Origin of the sequence: Paenibacillus anseongensis (assembly GCF_009757995.1) — a bacterium.
Taxonomy (GTDB): domain Bacteria; phylum Bacillota; class Bacilli; order Paenibacillales; family NBRC-103111; genus Paenibacillus_E; species Paenibacillus_E chondroitinus.
Window position 1 is genome coordinate 605,237 of the sequence record NZ_WSEM01000016.1, and the last position, 20,229, is coordinate 625,465.

The window sequence follows — 20,229 nt, forward strand, 5'->3', positions numbered from 1 at the left end:
CCCTATGCCTGTTCCGTTAATAGACAAGCTGTCAATGCAGCTGTCCAATGAAAATCTCTAACAACGTCCATCTTCTGGCGAATATTATACGTACCTGTCGGTGGACCTTTTCGATCGCATTCGGGAGGCGGCACGAGGTCCGCAGAATCAAAATATTCAAAAATAACGCCGTATTGTTCATAATATTTTTGCACCATTTGAATACTTTGCTGAGCTAGTTGATCTGCTTCCTTATGTCTCCCCTGCTTCTTAAGGCCGGTATAGACGAGATAGTTCATATTCATCCATACAGGACCTCTCCACATGTCTGTGCTGTAGGTTTGTTCAGAGGCGGCTGTTGTTGGGATAGGGAATGCTGTTTGGAAATGATTAGGATCATGCAGCATGGCGATTAGACGATCTGCTCGTTCTTGAGGCATATGATCCAGCAGCAGGGGCAAAAATCCACTTACTGCCTTCACCCGAGAGAAGTTTCCATCCATGTCCCGATCATAATAAAAGCCTTCGCTCTCATCCCAGAGCATATGCTGAATCTGATCGTTCAGATCAGCCGCTTTGCGCTGCCAACGTTGAGCAATTGCCGTCTCTCCGAGCACATCCGCGATTAATCCGAGGCAATGAGCATCCTGAGCGGCGAAAACAGAGAAATCAACGGCATCCAATATCGCCGCACGATCAAACCGTGGTGAGTTATCCATCCCTGATTCTCCCGACCGGCAAAGCGGATTGCCTTCAATCATCCATTCCAGCAGTCCATTTCCATTGCGGTCGCGGTTCGTGAGATCCCAATTTAAATATCGTTCCAAAATAGGTAGCGCATAACGTAAGTAATTGCTTTGCTTCGTATGCAGGTAATTCTCCCATACGCCCCATGCCAGTAAAGGAGGCTGCGTCATGCTAGAACCTGTTCCGTCAACTTTGCAAGTATGAGGAATCATGCCATCTTCACGCTGAGTATCCAAGACAGATTTCAGGAATTCCCAGGATAACTCAGGGTTCAATCTATTCATCGCAAACGAATGAAATACGGAGTCCCATAGCCACATCGCTTGGTGTGGAACACGATCAGGCGTGGACCAGTGCTGGCGAATGACGCCTTCAGGTGCAAGGGTATTGACTTTCATTACACTGAAACACTTGTTAAGCAGTCGTTCTTTAGGCGGATCTTCGAGGCTGGGAATATGATGATAAAATTGCAGCCTGGCTTCCGTTTCTTCCCAGGCATCGAATGTCAGTCCCTTCATCACCCGGCTGACAGCTTCTTCGAGATCGCTTCCGTAAGCTAAAGCCCATCGTTCCTCGTCTCTTAAAAGTACGATGACATCCCTTCCGTTTGCCGACTCCGTTACGATAAGGGCATCTTTTGTCCAAGCTTTACCCCCTTCATCTTCTTCAAAGCTTAAACGGATATCAACGGCCGAAGGGACCAGCCCGATCAGTGTATGCCAACTCTGATAAACCGCTAGCAGCGGGCCTTCGTCCATCTCCGTTAACAGGACATCTCCTGTCGCGATTCGAACCTCGCCTGAATGAGGAGCAAGAAATTGCAACCTTCTGCGCTTCGGTGTATGAAATAACAGGCTGATCTCCTCAGCCCCTACCGTTGCTACGAATTGAGAATTCGAATCCGTTTGTCCGTCATATCCGGAGAAAGCAAACAGTGCTCCCTCTTTCCATAAATCTGGTAAATGCTTCTGAACATGCAGCGCCATCTTGCCCGTCAAATTTGCTCTCTCCTCTATGAACCCTTTTATTGACTTTATTATGGCTTATTTCAGATATCAGGTTCTATAGAAGAAATTGCGCTTTCCTTACAAGATTTTGCTCTTTTCTTCGTTTCGGTACGAATTCGTCTATGGTATACTCAGAATCATCTAATAGATAAGGCAGGTGAGCAGTATTGGATGCTTTGAAGAAAATTGAACCCTTCGAAGGCAGGCGCTTTCCTTTACGAATGACCGAAGTCATTAGCTGTTTTCACTTGGTTAGACCTCACTGGCACGAACACCTAGAGTTTATCCAGCTCATGGAAGGTGAAGCGCAAATTCATATCGATAATCGTTCCTTTGTTGTACGTGCTCCGGCTATATTATTTATTAATAGCTGCAAGATTCATTCGATGCAGTCGCTGAACAGCAAGAGCAGCACCATCCATGGGATGATCTTCGATATGTCCTTGTTATCCGGATCTTTTGAGCATTCCGAATTACAGCATCTATACGCCCGCTTCATACAGACTGCTCCCATCCTGGAGCCCATCCTCCCCTCACATCCGTTATGGCACGAACTGACAACCCACTTTGAACTTGCCTATAAAGAGTACGCGGCTCAAGAAATTGGCTGTGAGCTCATCATTAAATCCTCCCTGTATCGCATGATGATTCCAATGCTTCGCAGCTTTCAGCAAGAGCTTTCTCTATCAAAAGACTTGAACAAAAGCTTTGATCAATACAAACGGCTCAAGCCAGCGATTGATTTCATAGAAACCAGTTATGCTCAAAAGATTTATACCGATACCCTCGGCGGACTGGTCAATTTGAGCCCTTTTCACTTTACCCGTTTATTTAAAAAAGTCACCGGGCTTTCCCCGATGAACTACATCAACCGTTATCGGGTAGAGATGGCCAAACGCTTATTGATCGAAAAAGACCTCACCATTACGCAAATTGCAGAGCGCACCGGTTTCTGTAATGTGAATTACTTTGACAAAGTATTTAAAGAAATGAACGGGTTCACGCCGTTGGAGTTGAGGAAACAGTTTACCGATGGTTAAGTAGCTTGATAATAGTGAATCGAAGTCAATTTCTTCGCCCCTTGCACGACCAGCTCCGTCATCTGACTCCATGTTTCTTCTTTCCACCGAGTTGTTGGAATGGAAATGCTCATCGCGGCTATCATTTCTTGATTCGCATTGAAGATGGGAGCAGCTGCACAACGGATGCCGTGTACCGCCTCCCCTTCGCTGAAAGCTACGCCATCCCGGCGAATTTCCCGGAGCTGCTCGAATAATTTGTCTAGATCGGAGATCGTCCGATCGGTCAGAAGACCCAGTTCTTGCTCGTTGTACAGCTGAAGGATATCGTCATCACGCATGGCACTTAAAAATAATTTTCCCATAGCTGTCGTGTGAAGCGGCAGCTTCATCCCCAAATGCGAGACAAAGCGCACATGGTGCGTGCTCTGTTTTTCAGCAATATACAAGATATTCCTATCGCTTCGAATCGCTAAATAAACGGCTTCATTTACTTCCGAGACGATTTGCGATGCCATATATTGAAACTCTGTCGTTAAGTTTGTCTGCTGTGCATATTTAGCACCGATTTGAAAAATTTTATAACCAAGATGGAACATCTTGCCGTTCTCATCCTTCTCCAAATAACCACGCTGGACCAGGTTCTGCAAAATTTTAAATACACTGCTTGCCGGGAGCTCCAGTCGGCGTGTGATGTCCATTAAACTTAATTCACGTGTATCCACTTCCCCGAACAATTCAAATATATCCAGTACGCGATCAGCCGATTTGACGGTTTGGCTCGATTTATCCGTTATACTCATTCCTGACCCACCCTTTTTGGAGAAAGTGCGATGACATCGATTTCGACCAAAATATCAAAATTCAAATCACAATAGATGGTCGTCCTAGCAGGGTAGGGATAAGCAAAATAGCTTCCGTACACCTCGTTAAAAGCCTCATAATGGGATCTCTCTTTTAGATAAACGTTCACTTTCACTACATCCTCTATAGTGGCTTCTGCTTCTTGTAAAATGTGTCGAATGTTCTCCAGTGTGTGCAGCGTTTGAGCCTTCAAGTCCGTACTTACGACTCGTCCGGTTGCAGGGTCGAGTCCGCCTTGGCCGGACACGAACACAAATCCACCCGCTTGGATCGCGGAAGAAAAAGGCTTGCCGCTTGCTCCATCCGTAGCAATGGGTTGTTTCAATTTGCACCACTCCTTCTATTGTTGTCGTTCCAAAGAGCCCAGCATCTACCTGGTGTGTCTGTTCGGAAGCTCTCAATCGTTCCCGTATCCGCCATAGTGACATAACAGGTACGTCCGTCCACTCCTCCAAATGTTACATTTGTGCATAGTTTGCCGTTTAACGCAATCTCTCTTACCAATTCTCCTTGTGGGGAAAGAACGGCAATGGCGCCCTTTCCGTATCGCGTAACGTACAGATTCCCTTTGATATCGCAGCGCATGCCATCCAGTCCAAAGTCGGGAAACTCGTAAAATAATCGTTTGTTACTGACATCGTACCCATTCGTAAGATCGTACTGCCAAATCCGCCGCTGAACCGTCTCGTTCACATACAAACTCCGTTCGTCGTAACTGACCTCAATGCCATTGGTAGTTCCCATTCCAGCTTCCAACAGACTAGATTTGCCGTTCTGGTCGATCCGCCAAAGCATCCCATTGGATTGCTTCCAATTAGGGTCACTTGCAAACAACACACCATTCTTCGTGACTGCAAGGTCATTAGGCTGGTTCATGGCGGGCTGCTCGGCAAAGATGTGAATTTGAAGCGTTTGCATGTCAACGCGTAGAATTCGGTGTCCGGTGTAATCGGCGATGAACATATCTCCCTGGTGAAAGCGAATCGCATTTCCCGTAGCTCCATCAGGAAGTTCAAGAAATAAACGGCCAACCCCTTCAGGCGTTACTTTCCCGATCGTATGTCTTCTAGTGTAGTTCACGGCATACACATTCCCTTGTTTATCACAGGCTGGCCCTTCAATCCCTGAGGTAAACAAATGGGGTTCCGTTAAAGTTTGGCTCACATAGAACACTTGCTTCCACCTCCTTCTGCGCCCACTCCATTAGCTACGATGAGCAGCGATTCGTTGTGCAACCTTTTCTACAGCAGCCAGTGTTTCAAGGACTTCCTTCTCCCCATGTGCGGTAGACACATACCAAAGTCCATTCGGACGGACAAGGATGCCCTCATGCAGCATTTCTTCGGTAAATCGTGTATACAGCTGTGAATCTCGAAGGTTGAACGTATCGAAATCTGATACCTCTGAACGATCGATAAACATGAGATGAAATACTGGCCCCTGCTGATTCACAACCGCTTGAAGTCCGTTTGTTCTAAGAATCGAACGAATTCCCTCTGTCAATAACGTCGCTGTATGTTCCATGATTTTGAAGGCCTGCCCATCCGATTTGGACAACTCTTGGATCACAGCTAATCCCGCGGCTGTAGCTAGGCCATTTCCGTTTAATGTCCCGAGATGCATAACCGTCCCTTCTTCAATGAGGCGCATAATGTCTCTTTTACCGGCTACCGCGCTTAAGGGGATCCCTCCTGCCATCGCTTTGCCGATCGTCACAAGATCTGGAAGAATGCCGAATCGCTCGTGAGCACCACCTAAACCCAATCGAAATCCAGTGATGACCTCATCCCAAATTAATACGATGCCGAACTTTGCAGTTAACTCCCTCATTTTCTCCATATACCCCGGTTTAGGGGCGATACATCCGGAATTACACATAACCGGCTCTGTTATAACCGCCGAAATCTCATGCTGATGTTTCGTTAAAGTTTCCTCCAAAGCTTCAGGATCGTTCCATGGCAGCAAAATGAGATCTTTCAGGCTGTTTTGGCTTTGACCCGCAGTTCCCTGGATTATTTCTGATTCAGCTGCTTCTGTATATCCGGATGATGAAAAATCCGGGCTCGGGAAAGACGTGAAAATCGCATCCGACCACCCATGATAATGGCCATAAAAGCGGACCGTTTTGGTCTTACCCGTATAAGCTCGTGCGAGTCGGAGAGCCAACATTACCGCTTCAGTCCCCGATCCGCTGAACGCCACTTGTTCCGCACAGGGCAATATTTCGGTTAAGCGCTGACCCAAGCGGATTTCTCCCTCGTGCTGCAAACCATATGTACTTCCTTTTTGCATAGCCTCATACAGTTGTTCGTTAAATGCAGGATGAGCATGACCGAGAATCAAAGGCCCATAGGCTAACATATAGTCGATATATTCATGATGGTCCACATCCAGAATTCTGGCGCCATAGGCCTTTTGCACATACAACGGCGTCGGTTTCATAGAGGCTCGAAGACTGCTTGCCACACCTCCCGCCACATAAGCTTTTGCTTCTTGCAATCTCTCTACGGATTGTAAGTATCTGTTCATTGGGCGTGCTCCTTTTCAAGGAAATGAAATGGAAAAACGGATCGTGGAACATGATGGTAGGTTAGACGATGAAGTGAGGGGGTGCAGCATCCTGGGGTATCTACTTCGATGACTTGCTTGGCGATAGGACCGAATGCGCTTATCCACGCGACGGCTGATTTAACCACAATGAGATGAAAATCTTGCGGATTCAAGCCTATGGATTCGACATGTCCAATATCCCATGGGGGAACTCGTTCTTCAGTAAGAACAATGGTAACTTGATTAGTTTCAATGACAGCAGTTTTGCCCATATAAGCCACAGTGCCTTTCATATATGGCCCTCTATGCGTATACTTACCATCGAAAAGCAGCTTGATTTTCCCTTCAATTTCAACCGGATTTCCATGCAAGGTATCGCTTTTTCCACCTATAGCACATGAAATGTCATTGCCCACTCCTCGCTGGCATGCGATGGATACAGCTTCCCGATCACGAATAACGATCAAACTCCGAAGTGGAAGCTTTAATAGCTCAGGCAACAAATGCGTCCCATCGGCTGGAGCTCCTCCGCCTACATTATCCGAGGCTTCAACAAGAAGGATGGGTCCCTCCTTGGCATCCATGGCAAGTCTGATCGCTTGCTCGGCTTCAACTTGTTGGACGAGAAATTCATCTCGGTGTGCCCAAGCAAGATCAGCCAGCTTCTTCGCATAATGGTTGGCCAATGCTTCATTCCGATTAGTCGTTACCGCAAACGCCATTCCTGCAAAAGGCACATCACTGTAAGGAAATCCACCGCAGACGGTCACGTTAAGAACTTCGGGATCTTTCTCCATATCAAAGGCTTCTTCCATAATGGCCTTCATGATCCCTTTTGTCGTTATCATTTTTTGCGGTGCAACGAGCATGTTTGATCTGGCAATGGCCATGACAGGCTCAATCTCGCCGCGAATCTGACGAACCAAGAGATGCAGCGCTTCTTCTCCACGCTCATAGGCGTCAATATGCGGGTAAGTATCGTAACCGACGAGTAAATCACATAATTGAGACATATTCTCGCCCAAATTGGCATGAAGGTCTACCGTTACCGCTATAGGAATTTGCTCACCTATAACGTCTCGGATAGCCTCCAAAATGACCGTCTCCATGTCGAAACATTGTTCGGATACCATTGCTCCATGAAGAATAACAACCATTCCATCGAGATCAGATGCAATTGAGCGTGTTAACTGTTCCAGAATCAGCCCGGCTGCTTCTTCCGACACGATGCCACTTGGCGTCGCAGACGTATACAGCCCTGGTACAAGTGTAATTTTCTCTTCTGCCGATGCAGCGATGACACCTCCCATTGTCGTTCGGGTATGCTCAAATAAGTCGAAAAAGGCATTCCTCCCAAGCGTGAAACAATGTTGAAAATCATTCCAATGTGTCTGTACAGGAGCGAAGGTGTTCGTTTCATGATAGACACCGACAACTCCAATGCGCAGTTGGCTTGACATACAAATGTTCACCACCTAACAAATAATGGAATAAAATTGAGATATTCTGGAAATAGTGTAGCATACGATTTTTATTTACATCAAGAAAAATATTTTATATCCAGAAAATTAGTTCAGGGTAAAATTACCAATCTTTTTTGCAAATAAAGCATGCATAATAGTTCCTCTCCCTCCGCATGATAGGAGTACACCAAAAAAAGGAGTGATTTTTTCCATGGCAAACAATAGTACATTAGTGGTTCCTCAAGCGAAAGCAGCTTTAAATCAAATGAAGTATGAAGTAGCTCAACAATTAGGAATTCCTCTATCACCAGATGGTTACAATGGGAATCTCGCGACTCGCGACGCAGGCTCTATTGGTGGCAGTATTACAAAAAGATTGGTACAAATGGCTGAACAACAACTGCAAGGTTTCCAACGTTAATATTGCAACTTAGTAGCAAACACAAAAAAGACTCCACTCACCTTTCCTCCTCCTGGTGAATGTAGTCTTTTTTTCTATCTATGTATGATACGTTTATCCTGAAACACGACTCACAATTTTTAGAACCGCATCTCTTGTCAGTTTATTACCGCCAACCGCGATAAGGTTAACCGTAGCATGAGCAAGCGCCAAGGGGATTTTGCAAAATTTCAATGCCGGACCTTCCTTAAGGTCTGCGATGTAAGAGTCGGCAAGTTGTAAATTGCGACGCGTGTACTGTTGCATTTCCTTCATTCCCCAACCGTCTGGAAAAAAGTCCACGCCACGCTTCAGATCTTCTCCTCGATTTCGGAGAATATTTACTGCTTGCAGTCCTCTTCCGAAGCCAATCGCCTTCGTTCGATCGGATGTTGTCCCGTCATGCCACTGCCATAGTTCGGATAGCATTTCGCCAACCATGCCAGCAACGCTGTACGTATAACGGTCCAAATCTTCTTCCGTATGGATGTTCCATCCGTTTTGAACCCAATCGGCCATATCTAAAGACATCTTGGCGATGTAATGAAATACAATGGGAGCGCCAGAAGTTGGACACAACTGTGCCCACTCGTCAAGCTGCATCGTAACGGTAGGCAATACGGCCTTATGCGGTGATAGTAAAGTTTGTATTTCCGCCATCGGGTTAGGAGATTGGAATGCTTGATGTACTCCAACTAGTAACTCAATTTTCAATTTGTCATCTAGATCATCATGATCTTCAATTTCGTCTATAGCCCGCATACATAGATAGGCTGATGTGACAGCCTCTTTCAAGCCTAAATCCAAACTATTTATAGGTATATAAAAAGTACGGCTTGTTTCCTTCAACATGGTCATTGCATCATTCAGGACGACGTTATTAATGAAATTCTCCCTCCAAGTAATCGTTTAGCATATAACTTCTAGATAGCTAGATATAATGATAACACACGTTGTCATTGTCAATCCAAATTTTAATAACATTTCTCTACGAAGCTCCCCGTCAGCCTCCCGTTATGTTTCAGAGGAAATCCTCATACATTGAGTAATGACTGCCACTAGAGAGGAGTTCTACCATGTACGGGTATCCAATTAACAAGACAGCATCTCCTTCGAATTCAATCCACTCATCTACCATCGAAGTCCTGGGTGAGGGTTCTGTGACCGCAACACCCGACCGGGCTGTGGTTGATCTTGGCGTTGTGACGGAGGGTCCTAACTTGCAGGCCATTCAGGCTGATAACGCCAAAGCTATATCCAACATCATTCAATCTATGATGAGTCTAAACATCCCCCGAGAAAAGATACAAACGCAAGATTATCGTATAGAAGTCGTTAATGATTATGTAGATGGGAAACAAATCTTTCGAGGTTATAAGGTCACCCATCTGCTGCAAATCACCATGGATCATGTAGGTCAGACAGGAAAACTTGTCGATACAGCCGTTGCGAATGGCGCGAATCAAGTCACGAGCATTCAGTTTACTATAGCACATCCAGAATTTTATGAGAATCAAGCCTTGTCGGTGGCTATTCAACATGCACGTCAAAAAGCTTATACCATCGCAAATACACTAGGTGTGACGCTTGGTGCAATCCCTTCCCAAGTGCAGGAATCTCCGCGGCCGGCAGGGCCAATGCCTTACATGGCTACAGCCAAGTTTGCTGCAAGCTCGGTTGAAACCCCTATTGAACCTGGACAATTAACGATTAAAGCGGCGGTTCGCGTGTGGTATCTTTTTGCCTAATTCATTTTGCAGGCAGCTCATTTAGCAGGTTCGTAATGGACATGAACTTCAAATACTTCTGACGTCTTCTTTAATTCATTTTCCACTTTTGTTGCAATATCATGAGCTTTTTTAAACTCCAAATCTGCTTTTACCGAAAGAACAACATCAACAACCGCATTGCTTCCGTAGTTTCTAGCGCGGAGGTCCTTCACACTTTCTACCCCTTCCACTTGCAGCACGGTATCTTTAAAAGCTTGAATTGCCGCTTCATCGAAACCGTCTGATAAATGATGAGAGGCTTCACGGAATATGTCCCATGCTGTTTTACATATAATAAATCCAACCAATACCGCGGTTAAAGGGTCAAGCCAGGGCAAACGGAATTGGGAACCAACGATGCCGATGACGGTCCCGATACTTACAAAGGCATCGGATAAATTATCTTTTGCTGCAGCCATGACGGCTTGACTTTTAATTTTTTGGGCAAGATTTTTATTATAACGATAGACAACATACATAACAACCGCACAGAAAATCCCCGTCCACACAGAGATGAGGTCCGGAGCTTGCTCTTTCGCTTGAAAAATCGATTTGACAGCGGTTATAAATACATCCAGTCCGACTGCCATCATGATGAATGACGCGACTAATGAGGCAATCGTTTCTGATTTCCAGTGTCCATACGGATGATTTTCATCCGCCGGTTTTTGAGCCAATTTTAATCCGATCAACACCGCTATGGATGCCGCAATATCTGTCGCATTGTTTAATCCATCAGCTTTTAAAGCTTCAGAACCCGAAAAATGTCCAACGATTAACTTCAAGGCGGAAAGACATATGTAGGCAACAATGCTGATGACAGCTCCCCGCTCACCCATTTTTAAATTTTCATATCTCGTCTCTTGTTCCATAGCCCTGTACTCCCCTCGGCTTTTCGTTCCGCTTGTTCATCATATCAACCGAAGTTTGTGTGGGTCTAGAGAAACGTTTTTTCATATGGGTGAAAAAATAGGTAGGGGTAAAGAAAGTTGCCTCATACAAAAAGATTAGGCTTATAGCAATCTATGATGAGGTTGTTAACCTTTTCATATATTGTTTATAATGAAAATTTAGTAGATAATTAATTTCATATGAAGTTCATGCTCCAACGGCTGGGAGGACAAGCCATGAATAAAGAAGATCAAGTCATCATGAGGTTCAGGGACTTATTCAATAAGATGGTCTGGCTTAATAAATCTAAGATGGAAGTTAGTCTTAAGGGGTATACTTCTACTGAGGTGCATTGCATCGAATACATTGGCAGAAATGAAGATTCCAACGTGACCAAGCTAGCGGAATCCTTTTATATGACAAGCGGTGCCATAAGTAAACTAACGAAAAAGCTTATACAAAAAGGCCTTATCGAAAGCTATCAGAAGCAGGAAAATAAGAAAGAAATTTATTTTAGGCTTACTGAGCAAGGCAAAGAAATTGAGAAGGTCCACGAGGAACTTCACAATGAATTTAGAGAGCGGGATAAAGCCGTATTTGAGCAGATAACCGAAAAACAATTTGATAGTATGCTTAATTTCGTAGAAAAGTATAGCAGCCATTTGGATGCTGAGATTAAGAAAATGGGTGTAGATCTTAAGTCTGAATAAAAGTTTACTCATAAAAACGCACAAGCAGCCGGACTCTCTGATGAGTTGGTTGCTTTTTTATTGCCCTTATTTTTGTTGACAAGGAAGCAAAACCATGATAATTTTGTTTCCTAGGAAGCAAAATAAACGTATGTTGAAAGGAGACTTTACGTGTCTTCAATTCCATCACAAAATAAACAGAACATAGAGCAAACCGTAGATAAAAAGGCATTACTCTTCGGGTTAATGTCTGTGTTTCTTTGCGGAATAGGCTTCAGTATCATAGCACCTGTCGTCCCATTCCTTGTTCAGCCTTATACAAGCAGTCCGGGCGAACAAGCCATAGCGGTTACCCTGCTGACCTCAGTTTACGCAGTCTGCGTGTTTTTTGCGGCCCCCGCACTTGGAGCGCTAAGCGACAGATATGGCCGTCGCCCCTTGCTCTTAATATGCCTCACGGGTTCCGCGATCGGGTACTTCGTCTTTGGCTTAGGAGGTGCCCTATGGATACTATTTGTCGGACGTATCATTGAAGGTATTACTGGCGGAAGCATAAGCACGATTTTCGCCTATTTTGCAGATATCATTCCGCCGCAACAAAGAACCAAATACTTCGGATGGGTGAGTGCCGTTGTTGGTGTAGGCACGGTCATCGGCCCAACTTTAGGTGGTTTAATTGCCAAGTTTGGATATGCTGCGCCCATGTATTTTGGAGCTATTATCACGTTATTGAATGTTGGTTTTGGATTGCTATATATGCCTGAGAGTCTTGAAAAGAAAAATAGACTAAAAGAGATTTCCTTCGTAAGGTTAAATCCATTTGCGCAACTCACAAACCTGCTTTCCATGAAAAGTTTAAAAAGATTGCTTATCTCCGCGTTCTTACTGTGGATTCCCAACGGATCTTTGCAGGCCGTTTTCTCTCAATTTACTTTGGATACTTTCAGTTGGAAGCCTGCACTAATCGGTCTTATGTTCTCAATTATCGGATTCCAAGATATTCTTTCACAAGCATTGATTATGCCGAAGTTTCTGACAAAATTAAGAGATGCACAGATCGTCATTCTTGGGATGGTTTCGGAAATCATAGGTTATATCCTTATTGCGTTATCGGCTTTGTTTACTTTCTACCCTCTTTTTATTGCTGGAATGTTTATATTCGGTTTTGGGGATTCGATCTATGGACCTTCCTTCAACGGGATGCTCTCCAAATCTGTCGATGCTAGTGAACAAGGAAGGATTCAAGGTGGCAGCCAGTCTATACAAGCATTAGCGCGAATGATTGGGCCGGTTATCGGAGGACAAATCTATGTCTCGCTTGGCCATGCCGCACCTGCTTTTATGGGGATGATTCTGATTGCTGCGGCGATATTTGTTTTGTATAGGGGGACAATGCGAAAGAGCGTAGTTTGATTAAAATTTTCCATAATTGAAACATTATTCAACTGTGATTCGTCTTTGGTTGCGGAGGTAGATCTGCAATGAAGAAACTTTTCATTTTGATTGCAATAATTATTATTCTTGGAGCTTGCAGTAATATGAAAACTATTAGCTTAACTGAAACGTCTCCAGTTGTCACTGAATCAACTGATACGAAAGAATCAATTGAACTCAAAACTAGTTTAGCTTTTCCTAATGAAGATATATTTTCGACCACTTTAACTGCTCCAGAGGTAAAACATTCAAATGAAATAATTAATGTGGAAGCCATATTGAATAATTCATCTGACGATTCATTTACGATTGATCATGCATCAGGGGTGTTTTATTTTATTGTTAAAGATAAAAACGGCAAACAAGTAAATACTTTTGTGATGCCTTTGGTAGCTAAATCCCAGGTGTTACTTGGGCATGGTAAAATAATAGAAAATTATACATTCAAAATCGAAAAAGCTGAAACCTATGAGATTTCAGCAACTGCTAAATTCAAGATAAACCATTCGAATATTGAGAAGTTATACGAAATAGAAACTAAAAAGATAAAAATTAACATAATTAATTAATTCAATGTAATCATTGACATCCATCCAAATATAGGCATATGATTCGTTTATACTATAAGTCATGTACATCCTATAGGAGGCATCCATCCATGAGTGATTTTTCAACAATTGTTAAAGAGCGTAGGTCTGCCAATAAATTCATCCCGAATATTGAAATTCCTAATGAAGATTTAACTGATATCCTGAACACGGTAAAATTTGCTCCATCAGCTTTTAACCTGCAACATGCCCACTACATCATTGTAAAAGACCCTGCTATAAAAGAGGAAGTTTATCAAGCGGCTTATAAACAATATAAAGTTCAAACGGCTTCGGCTGTTATTCTCGTATTAGGAAACCTTGATGCTTATAAAGATGCTGCTAGATTGAATGAGGGATTACTGCAACTCGGGGTGATCAGCAAACAGGAATATGATATGACGGTGGAAGATGTGACGAATTTTTATGAAAATCGAGGCGACGGCTTTAAACGTGACGAAGCGATCCGAAATGCCAGCCTCTCGGCTCAACTGTTCATGCTCGCTGCCAAGGAAAAAGGCTGGGATACTTGCCCGATGATCGGTTTTGACGCGGAAATGATGCGTCAAATCCTGCATATTCCAGACAATTATGTTCCCGCCCTGCTCCTCACGATAGGGAAAGAAGATTTAGAGAAACGCAGACCGCGTGGCTATCGCAAACCAGTGGGAGAATTCACAAGTTTTGATCGCTTCTAGAATGCTGCAAACAAGAAGACAAAAAAATCCCGGCGAGGAAAACCTCGCCGGGACTTTTTACGCTAACGGACTGAAATGACCCTATTCGCTGCTTTCAGCGCAGAAATTGCAATTAAAGGGCCCACCTCCGCTACGGTTAACGGATGGTAACGCTCGGTCACAATCGGCCAGAGGGAAATCCGTAAAGCCTCCACGGCTTATGTCCCCCAAAATAATTCGATACCTTGTCGACTCCTTGGACAGGCTGCACACGCAAATCGGGTACTGCTTCGCCAACGAAGAGAATAACCTCTTCACCTGCATGCAAATCCAGTGCTATTTCATCATCGATGAACGACTCACCAGACACGCGAACAATGTTGTCATTCGCGATAATGTTCCAGCGCACAAGCCCCTTCCAACCCGTCTTAACCAAGCACGGTTCTCCAGCCAAACTCTTGACTCGGATCCACTGGGTGGCGCCCTCTTTGCGCACAGCGCTGACCAAGAATGCTCCTTCCGCTCGCAAATCGTGGAACGCCAGCTCCGTCCAAGCTTCGGGCACAGCCGGAAGCACACGCAGCTTGCCGCCCCAGCTCTGAAGCAGCATATCGTGTATCGACTCGGCGCCAGCCAGCGGGGTTTCAATCACCGGTCCCGCTTCCTTGTACATCGTATTCGGCTTGATGATCAGCAGAAGCGATTGCAGCAATCGCAATGCCTCATCCCCCCAACCAAGAACAGCGGAAATTGAAGCTGCCCCCGTCATGCTGAATCCCCGCAGATCGCCTTCTTTGCCCAGCCAATGGCGCAAAGAAGTTACGATTAAATCATGCTCCTCTTGCGTCTCACCGCTAATGAGATGCAGCGGAAATATCGCCAGCAAGTGGCTGAAATGACGATGCCCGTAAGCAAGCGGCATATCTTGCCCAACCATATACCCTGTCTCATCGACGGGTAGCGGAACCAGCTTCTCCAGAATGTCCTCCCAAACCTGGATCAATGGATCCTTTATCGCCATCTTTTGATTAATATGAAGCAATGTTTCGCATCCCCAGCGAAGCAAGGAGAGATCATAATGGCAATCCCGTACGGTGGTGCGCATGAACGAACCGTATTCCGGTGAAATTGTCGGAGGCAAATGAAGGAAACCGTCTGTCCCCTCCTCTAACAAATGCCGATAATAGTTCACGCTGCGTTTTAAAATCGGGAATAAGACTTCTCTCAGCAGCTTTTCGTCCATGGTATATCGGTAATGCCGCCAAATACTATGACAAATCCAAGTCAAGTTTCCGACCTCATCCTCGACTGGAGCCTTCAAATCAAAGCTGCAGCTGCGCCCTAATCCAGCCGAATCATGTCGGCAATCTTCCGGTACATTCAGAATCAAATTATCCCAATTGTCAGTTAAGGTACGAATTAGCGACTCTCCCATTTGCAAACGATTAGCTGTATAAACCGGCGAATAACTCATCTGCACGTTCATATTGAACCAGACACCTGGCCATGGTGTGGATGTGAGCCATGGCCCTTGATTATCAATCAATGGCTTATCCGGTCTGGTTGCCGATGCCAATTTGTACATTTGAATCCAATAAAAGCTTTCCAGACGGCCATCCGGCAATGAAACAAAGCTTTGGCGATAATACTGGTGCCACCAATCACGGTGGGCTTGCACCCATTCTTCAAAATCGGCAGCCGATGCCTGCGCTACAGCCTCAACAGTTTCAGCAATCGCCGATTCATTGTGCCCATTGGCAATGGAAAGCCAGCAGATACGGCGATTCGGAGAAACCTGCACCTCCTTCCACGCGGTCACGCAGCCATCCTCACCCGAATAGCGTTGGGTGCACACATGGATTCCGTCCGCAACTTTCGTATGTTCCACTTCAGTCGCCGGTATATATTGATTTAAATTCACGCCGTCTGCATTTTTGAGTACAGGGTCAACTTCCGGATAGGCATACCAGGCACATCGGACGGCGCTTTCTCCGGGAGTTGTCTCAATCTCTACAGCTATTACTGGATAGAGACTATGTACAAGCGAGCGAAGCTTGACCTCTCCGCTCGTTGTCGTCAGAGTCGCTTGTAATTCAGCATTCCACAAGCTAACCCGCATATGTGTCGGATGATAGATTCTTCCTGCCAATTCCAGATCCAATTCGCCGAGCGGAACACGAGGCGGAAATCCGGGTTTATCCACCCGATTTGCCGTCACATCCGTGCGGCCTGTAACCATGCGGAGCACATGCCGCTTGCTTGCATGCTCTTCGCCATAAACCATCGTACCTAGTAAGCCGTTGCCAAGGAATGCCCCTTCATCCCAGCTAACCGGCTTTACTACCCATTCCATATCGTTGGCTGACATGAAACGTTCCCAATCTACCTCCATGTGAATCGCCGAGCCCTTGCTTTCTTTCACGCCAAGTCTCCTCCTTTATCCCTTGATGGCACCAATAAGCGCACCTTTGACGAAATATTTCTGCAAAAATGGATAAACGAACAAAATCGGAACCGTAGCAACAATAATCGTCGCATACTTTAACGTAGCCGCAAGCATAGCCGCATCCCCGTCTGAAGCGCCTGTATTCGCATTGGCTTCCCCTTGCAGCAGGATCTCCCTTAGCACTAATTGCAGCGGGTAGAGCGAACGCTCCTGCAGAAAGATCATCGCATTGAACCAGGAGTTCCAATGACTTACACCGTAATACAGCAGCATCACGGCAATCACGGGCATCGAAAGCGGCAAAACGATTCGGAATAAAATGACGAAATCGTTCGCTCCGTCCATTTTGGCCGACTCCTCCAGTGCATCTGGAATGGCTTCGAATGCGGTCTTCATCAGAATCAAGTTGAACGTATTAATAGCCTGCGGAATGATCAGCGCCCACAGGGAATCAACGAGCCCAACTCCCTTAACCGTCAAGTAGAGCGGGATCAACCCTCCGCTAAAGAACATGGTAAAGATGATGAATAACATAAGCGGCTTGCGGTATTGCAAGCTTTTGCGCGAAAGAGCGTAAGCTCCGAATGAAGTCAGAGTAATATTAAGCGCCAAGCCCATCAGTACGACAAACAAGGTGTTTCCATAACCTTTTAAGATCATCGGATTGCGGAAGACATTCGTATACGCATCAAGCGAGAAACCAATGGGACGCCATAAAATGCCCTTGTGCTCCATCAGGCTTCCGGCGTCACTGACGGAAGCAAACGCCACATAAAGCAGCGGATATACGGTAAGGACCATCAACAAGAAGAGTAATACCGTATTAATATAATCGAAACATTTCTCAGAGAAGCTCGCTTTGTTCAGCATGATGATCTCTCTCTCCTTTTTACCACAAGCTCGTATCGTTAAATTTGCGGCTTAACCAGTTGGATGAAATGAGCAGGACAAAATTGATGACCGAGTTAAACAAGCCCACCGCTGAACTGAAACTGTAATTGAAATCTTGCAGACCAACACGATAGACATAGGAGGAAATCACGTCAGCTGTTTCATACGTACCCGGGTTATACAGCAAAATGATTTTCTCAAACCCGACATTCATCATACGGCCGATATCGAGGATAAGCAGAATAATGATCGTCGGCATAAGTCCTGGCAAGGTGACATGTGTCATTTGCTTCCATCGTCCTGCGCCATCGATTTTGGCTGCTTCGTATTGCTCTTGGTCGATCCCGGTTAAAGCGGCTAAGAAAATGATCGTCCCCCAACCGATATTTTGCCAGATGCCTGACGATACATACACCGTGCGGAATAAGCTGGGTTCAAGCAAGAAGGTCACGCGCTCTCCGCCGAAAAAAGCGACAATATCGTTGATAACCCCTTCACTGGAAGTGAAATCCTTGAGAATCCCGCAAATGACAATCAATGAAATAAAATGAGGCATGTACGTTATCGTTTGCACAGTTCTTTTAAACAAAGCATGCTTTAATTCATTCAGCAAAAGTGCTAAGACAATCGGAGCCGGGAATCCGAATAGCAACTGATAGAAACTGATTAGAACCGTATTCTTGATCGTTCTCCAAAAGTAAGGACCCGTAAAAAATTCGCGGAAATGCTCGAATCCGACCCAATCGCTGCCCCAAATGCCCAGTCTCGGGGAAAAATCCTTGAATGCGATCATAGCCCCATACATTGGCGCGTAGTGGAACACAACATAATAAATCAGAACAGGAAGCAGCATCACATAGAGTAGTTTGTTTTTACGAATATCCAGTAAAATGCCGAAGTTCAATTTCCTTTTTTCCTCAAGGGTTGTCATCGGCTTGGTTTTGGAAATCATGGTGTTCATAGCATCACCCTCTCCATCCTTGGCGCTGTTCGGCGGAAGGCCGGAACGTATCGTCTCTCCCTCCGCCAGCATTGCCGTGGACTATTTATCTCTTATTGTATCGATCCAGAGCGCCTTGATAGATTTGGGTAACCTTGTCGATTCCCATTTCTTTGATTCGCTTCACATAATCATCGAATTTGTCGATCGGCTCTTTGCCCATTACAAATTTGACGAACATCTCTTCTTTGTAACTCGTAATCGCGGTGTTTAATTTGGCGAGTTCTTTACTTTCCTCGGCTGTCGGTGTTAAAAAGAGCGGCATCACGTGCTTGACAGCGTCCGTTTGTTCCCAAATTTTGATCGCTTCATCTTGTTCTTTGAACGTATTGAAACTTTTCCGGCTATCGCCCAGGAATGGACCGTTCGGTTTCGAGTATTGGGAAACCATTTGTTGCAAATTATATTTCGGATCTTTCGTGATTTTTTCAGAAAACTTAGGAACGCCATTATCCATCGTGTAGCTTTCGCCCTCAATACCGAAGTTGAAGAGCATGCTGCCTTTTGGGCTATAGGCGTAATCCATCCATTTGACGGCCAGTTCCGCATGTTTGGAATCCCCGGAAACCGCCTTGCTTGCAGCAGGGTTATATTTGAAGTCACGTTGGCCGATGAAAGCTCGCTCACCTTTATTCAACGTAGGATATGGAGCGGCAACGAGTTGGAATTTCGGATTTTTCTTCTTACCGGTATCCATCCATCTGCCCATACCTCCGCTCAATAAGCCGACCGTTGCACCAGACGCATCACTCATCAATTTGGTATCCAGCGACTTGGAGTCCGTGTTAAGCGCAAAATCTTTATCAAGCAATCCTTCGGCATACCATTTGTGCAGCAAAGCCAGCGCATCCTTGAATTGAGGATCTATAGGACCGTATTTCACTTTGCCCTGATCGTCGATATAAAAGCGATTTGCTGTTTTGTAAGCACCGATAAAGGCGTCTTGAATATTCAATTCATTGCTGTACTGCGCTGAAAATGGTGCGGTTGCCCCTTTTTTCTCCTTGAACGCCTTGAGCACCGTATACCACTCGTCAATTGTCGTAGGCACTTGAAGGTTCAACTCATCCAACCAATCTTTGCGGATCATCGGTCCCCTGAATACCAATCCATTGTCTGGCCGAATCATAGGAAATGCGTAATAAGTGCCATTGTCCGTCTTGATCATTTTATCCAGCTCTTTATCCTGCTGAAGCAATTTTTTTAAGTTGGGAGCATTTTTATCAATCAAATCGTTCAGAGGTAAAATGACCTTGTCCGTGATCGCTTTCTCCGGTCCGCCCGGATATGCTGCTGCTCCGCCGCCGCCCCAATTGTATTCAATGACGTCCGGTAAATTGTTCGAAGCGATCAACAGGTTGAATTGGTCCTTCGATTGGCCGTCTGCCGGGTGCGTATACTTCACCTTAACCCCTGTTTCGCTCTCTAAGCGCTTACCAAATGGCGATTCAGCCAAGTTAGGGACGAAAGATGCCAGATTCGTGTCGATCTGTTCCCAGGAAGTTAAAGTATCCTGTGTGCTGATCGGATATTGGCCTGCTGCGGCTGACGGTGTTGCCGTCGTTTTCGCCGTTCCTGTTTCACTTGGCGCCCCCGTATTCACTTTGGAACAGGCGACGAACATGCTGGAAGCTACTACAACGCTTAGCGCGAGGCTAATTGACTTTCTTTTGGAATGGTTCCTCATAGGTAATCCCCCTCGTATCATATAGTGCATCTCGTCTTGCAGCACCATGGCTTAAGTATGGAGTGTAGACCGCCTTTTTGAATATCGTCA

General features: G+C 45.2%; 19 protein-coding genes. 7 read left to right on the forward strand and 12 right to left on the reverse strand.

Annotation, left to right across the window (positions count from 1 at the left end):
- Positions 1–2: 2 nt before the first annotated feature.
- Positions 3–1,724: an amylo-alpha-1,6-glucosidase gene (locus tag GON05_RS19015; RefSeq protein WP_157320943.1), complete on the reverse strand. Its 1,722-nt coding sequence runs from the start codon at positions 1,722–1,724 to the stop codon at positions 3–5.
- A 230-nt stretch (positions 1,725–1,954) separates the two neighbouring features.
- Between GON05_RS19015 and GON05_RS19020 the strand changes: the two genes are divergently transcribed.
- The gene (locus GON05_RS19020; RefSeq protein WP_157320945.1) at positions 1,955–2,773 is read left to right on the forward strand and encodes an AraC family transcriptional regulator; all 819 of its coding nucleotides are present in this window, start codon (positions 1,955–1,957) and stop codon (positions 2,771–2,773) included.
- On the opposite strand, the gene GON05_RS19025 is transcribed toward GON05_RS19020, so the two are convergent.
- From GON05_RS19025 to GON05_RS19045, 5 genes are read right to left on the reverse strand one after another with little or no spacing between them, the layout of a single operon-like run.
- The gene (locus GON05_RS19025; RefSeq protein ID WP_157320947.1) at positions 2,770–3,555 is read right to left on the reverse strand and encodes an IclR family transcriptional regulator; all 786 of its coding nucleotides are present in this window, start codon (positions 3,553–3,555) and stop codon (positions 2,770–2,772) included. The genes GON05_RS19020 and GON05_RS19025 overlap by 4 nt on opposite strands.
- Positions 3,552–3,941, reverse strand: coding sequence for a RidA family protein (locus GON05_RS19030; protein WP_157320949.1), 390 nt, complete (start codon positions 3,939–3,941; stop codon positions 3,552–3,554). Before GON05_RS19030 ends, GON05_RS19025 begins: the two co-directional genes overlap by 4 nt.
- Positions 3,938–4,789 carry an SMP-30/gluconolactonase/LRE family protein gene (locus tag GON05_RS19035; protein WP_181646144.1) on the reverse strand — a complete coding sequence of 284 codons (852 nt, stop codon included), beginning with the start codon at positions 4,787–4,789 and terminating at the stop codon, positions 3,938–3,940. Before GON05_RS19035 ends, GON05_RS19030 begins: the two co-directional genes overlap by 4 nt.
- A 30-nt stretch (positions 4,790–4,819) precedes the next feature.
- Complete coding sequence (locus GON05_RS19040; protein WP_157320951.1) at positions 4,820–6,145, reverse strand: aspartate aminotransferase family protein; 1,326 nt, start codon at positions 6,143–6,145, stop codon at positions 4,820–4,822.
- Positions 6,142–7,626 (reverse strand): M81 family metallopeptidase, encoded by a 1,485-nt coding sequence (locus tag GON05_RS19045; protein WP_157320953.1) that lies wholly within the window; start codon positions 7,624–7,626, stop codon positions 6,142–6,144. Before GON05_RS19045 ends, GON05_RS19040 begins: the two co-directional genes overlap by 4 nt.
- A 214-nt stretch (positions 7,627–7,840) precedes the next feature.
- Between GON05_RS19045 and GON05_RS19050 the strand changes: the two genes are divergently transcribed.
- Positions 7,841–8,050, forward strand: coding sequence for an alpha/beta-type small acid-soluble spore protein (locus GON05_RS19050; protein ID WP_127450781.1), 210 nt, complete (start codon positions 7,841–7,843; stop codon positions 8,048–8,050).
- Positions 8,051–8,143: 93 nt separating this feature from the next.
- Here the strand turns inward: GON05_RS19050 and GON05_RS19055 are convergent, their stop codons facing one another.
- Positions 8,144–8,926, reverse strand: a complete 783-nt coding sequence (locus GON05_RS19055) for a squalene/phytoene synthase family protein (protein ID WP_157320955.1) — start codon at positions 8,924–8,926, stop codon at positions 8,144–8,146.
- Between the two features lie 218 nt (positions 8,927–9,144).
- Between GON05_RS19055 and GON05_RS19060 the strand changes: the two genes are divergently transcribed.
- A complete protein-coding gene (locus tag GON05_RS19060; RefSeq protein WP_157320957.1) occupies positions 9,145–9,816 on the forward strand; it encodes an SIMPL domain-containing protein in 672 nt (223 codons plus the stop codon).
- A gap of 17 nt (positions 9,817–9,833) precedes the next feature.
- On the opposite strand, the gene GON05_RS19065 is transcribed toward GON05_RS19060, so the two are convergent.
- Positions 9,834–10,709, reverse strand: coding sequence for a cation diffusion facilitator family transporter (locus GON05_RS19065; protein WP_157320959.1), 876 nt, complete (start codon positions 10,707–10,709; stop codon positions 9,834–9,836).
- A gap of 255 nt (positions 10,710–10,964) precedes the next feature.
- Here GON05_RS19065 and GON05_RS19070 point away from each other — a divergent pair, with 255 nt between their 5' ends.
- From GON05_RS19070 to GON05_RS19085, 4 genes are all read left to right on the forward strand, one after another.
- A complete protein-coding gene (locus GON05_RS19070; protein ID WP_157320961.1) occupies positions 10,965–11,438 on the forward strand; it encodes a MarR family transcriptional regulator in 474 nt (157 codons plus the stop codon).
- Positions 11,439–11,588: 150 nt separating this feature from the next.
- Positions 11,589–12,830, forward strand: a complete 1,242-nt coding sequence (locus GON05_RS19075) for an MFS transporter (protein WP_181646145.1) — start codon at positions 11,589–11,591, stop codon at positions 12,828–12,830.
- Positions 12,831–12,898: 68 nt separating this feature from the next.
- Positions 12,899–13,420 (forward strand): hypothetical protein, encoded by a 522-nt coding sequence (locus GON05_RS19080; protein ID WP_157320962.1) that lies wholly within the window; start codon positions 12,899–12,901, stop codon positions 13,418–13,420.
- 89 nt (positions 13,421–13,509) lie between these two features.
- The gene (locus tag GON05_RS19085; protein ID WP_157320964.1) at positions 13,510–14,136 is read left to right on the forward strand and encodes a nitroreductase family protein; all 627 of its coding nucleotides are present in this window, start codon (positions 13,510–13,512) and stop codon (positions 14,134–14,136) included.
- A 157-nt stretch (positions 14,137–14,293) separates the two neighbouring features.
- On the opposite strand, the gene GON05_RS19090 is transcribed toward GON05_RS19085, so the two are convergent.
- The 4 genes from GON05_RS19090 to GON05_RS19105 form a co-directional block, all read right to left on the reverse strand.
- The gene (locus tag GON05_RS19090) at positions 14,294–16,537 is read right to left on the reverse strand and encodes a glycosyl hydrolase family 95 catalytic domain-containing protein (RefSeq protein ID WP_309491754.1); all 2,244 of its coding nucleotides are present in this window, start codon (positions 16,535–16,537) and stop codon (positions 14,294–14,296) included.
- A 15-nt stretch (positions 16,538–16,552) separates the two neighbouring features.
- Positions 16,553–17,431, reverse strand: a complete 879-nt coding sequence (locus GON05_RS19095) for a carbohydrate ABC transporter permease (RefSeq protein ID WP_181646146.1) — start codon at positions 17,429–17,431, stop codon at positions 16,553–16,555.
- Positions 17,432–17,450: 19 nt separating this feature from the next.
- Entirely contained in the window at positions 17,451–18,383 is a 933-nt protein-coding gene (locus GON05_RS19100; RefSeq protein WP_246239323.1) for an ABC transporter permease, read from the reverse strand.
- 115 nt (positions 18,384–18,498) lie between these two features.
- On the reverse strand, positions 18,499–20,139 hold the full coding sequence (locus GON05_RS19105) for an extracellular solute-binding protein (protein ID WP_157320966.1): 1,641 nt from the start codon (positions 20,137–20,139) through the stop codon (positions 18,499–18,501).
- Positions 20,140–20,229: the final 90 nt, after the last annotated feature.

What these genes read in the sequence shown, in the direction of transcription:
- GON05_RS19055 (WP_157320955.1), bottom strand. Translation starts at nt 8,926, where the DNA reads ATGACCATGTTGAAGGAAACAAGCCGTACTTTTTATATACCTATAAAT.
- GON05_RS19105 (WP_157320966.1), bottom strand. Translation starts at nt 20,139, where the DNA reads ATGAGGAACCATTCCAAAAGAAAGTCAATTAGCCTCGCGCTAAGCGTT.
- GON05_RS19085 (WP_157320964.1), top strand. Translation starts at nt 13,510, where the DNA reads ATGAGTGATTTTTCAACAATTGTTAAAGAGCGTAGGTCTGCCAATAAA.
- GON05_RS19065 (WP_157320959.1), bottom strand. Translation starts at nt 10,709, where the DNA reads ATGGAACAAGAGACGAGATATGAAAATTTAAAAATGGGTGAGCGGGGA.
- GON05_RS19070 (WP_157320961.1), top strand. Translation starts at nt 10,965, where the DNA reads ATGAATAAAGAAGATCAAGTCATCATGAGGTTCAGGGACTTATTCAAT.
- GON05_RS19045 (WP_157320953.1), bottom strand. Translation starts at nt 7,626, where the DNA reads ATGTCAAGCCAACTGCGCATTGGAGTTGTCGGTGTCTATCATGAAACG.
- GON05_RS19020 (WP_157320945.1), top strand. Translation starts at nt 1,955, where the DNA reads ATGACCGAAGTCATTAGCTGTTTTCACTTGGTTAGACCTCACTGGCAC.
- GON05_RS19080 (WP_157320962.1), top strand. Translation starts at nt 12,899, where the DNA reads ATGAAGAAACTTTTCATTTTGATTGCAATAATTATTATTCTTGGAGCT.
- GON05_RS19025 (WP_157320947.1), bottom strand. Translation starts at nt 3,555, where the DNA reads ATGAGTATAACGGATAAATCGAGCCAAACCGTCAAATCGGCTGATCGC.
- GON05_RS19050 (WP_127450781.1), top strand. Translation starts at nt 7,841, where the DNA reads ATGGCAAACAATAGTACATTAGTGGTTCCTCAAGCGAAAGCAGCTTTA.
- GON05_RS19040 (WP_157320951.1), bottom strand. Translation starts at nt 6,145, where the DNA reads ATGAACAGATACTTACAATCCGTAGAGAGATTGCAAGAAGCAAAAGCT.
- GON05_RS19060 (WP_157320957.1), top strand. Translation starts at nt 9,145, where the DNA reads ATGTACGGGTATCCAATTAACAAGACAGCATCTCCTTCGAATTCAATC.
- GON05_RS19095 (WP_181646146.1), bottom strand. Translation starts at nt 17,431, where the DNA reads ATGCTGAACAAAGCGAGCTTCTCTGAGAAATGTTTCGATTATATTAAT.
- GON05_RS19100 (WP_246239323.1), bottom strand. Translation starts at nt 18,383, where the DNA reads ATGACAACCCTTGAGGAAAAAAGGAAATTGAACTTCGGCATTTTACTG.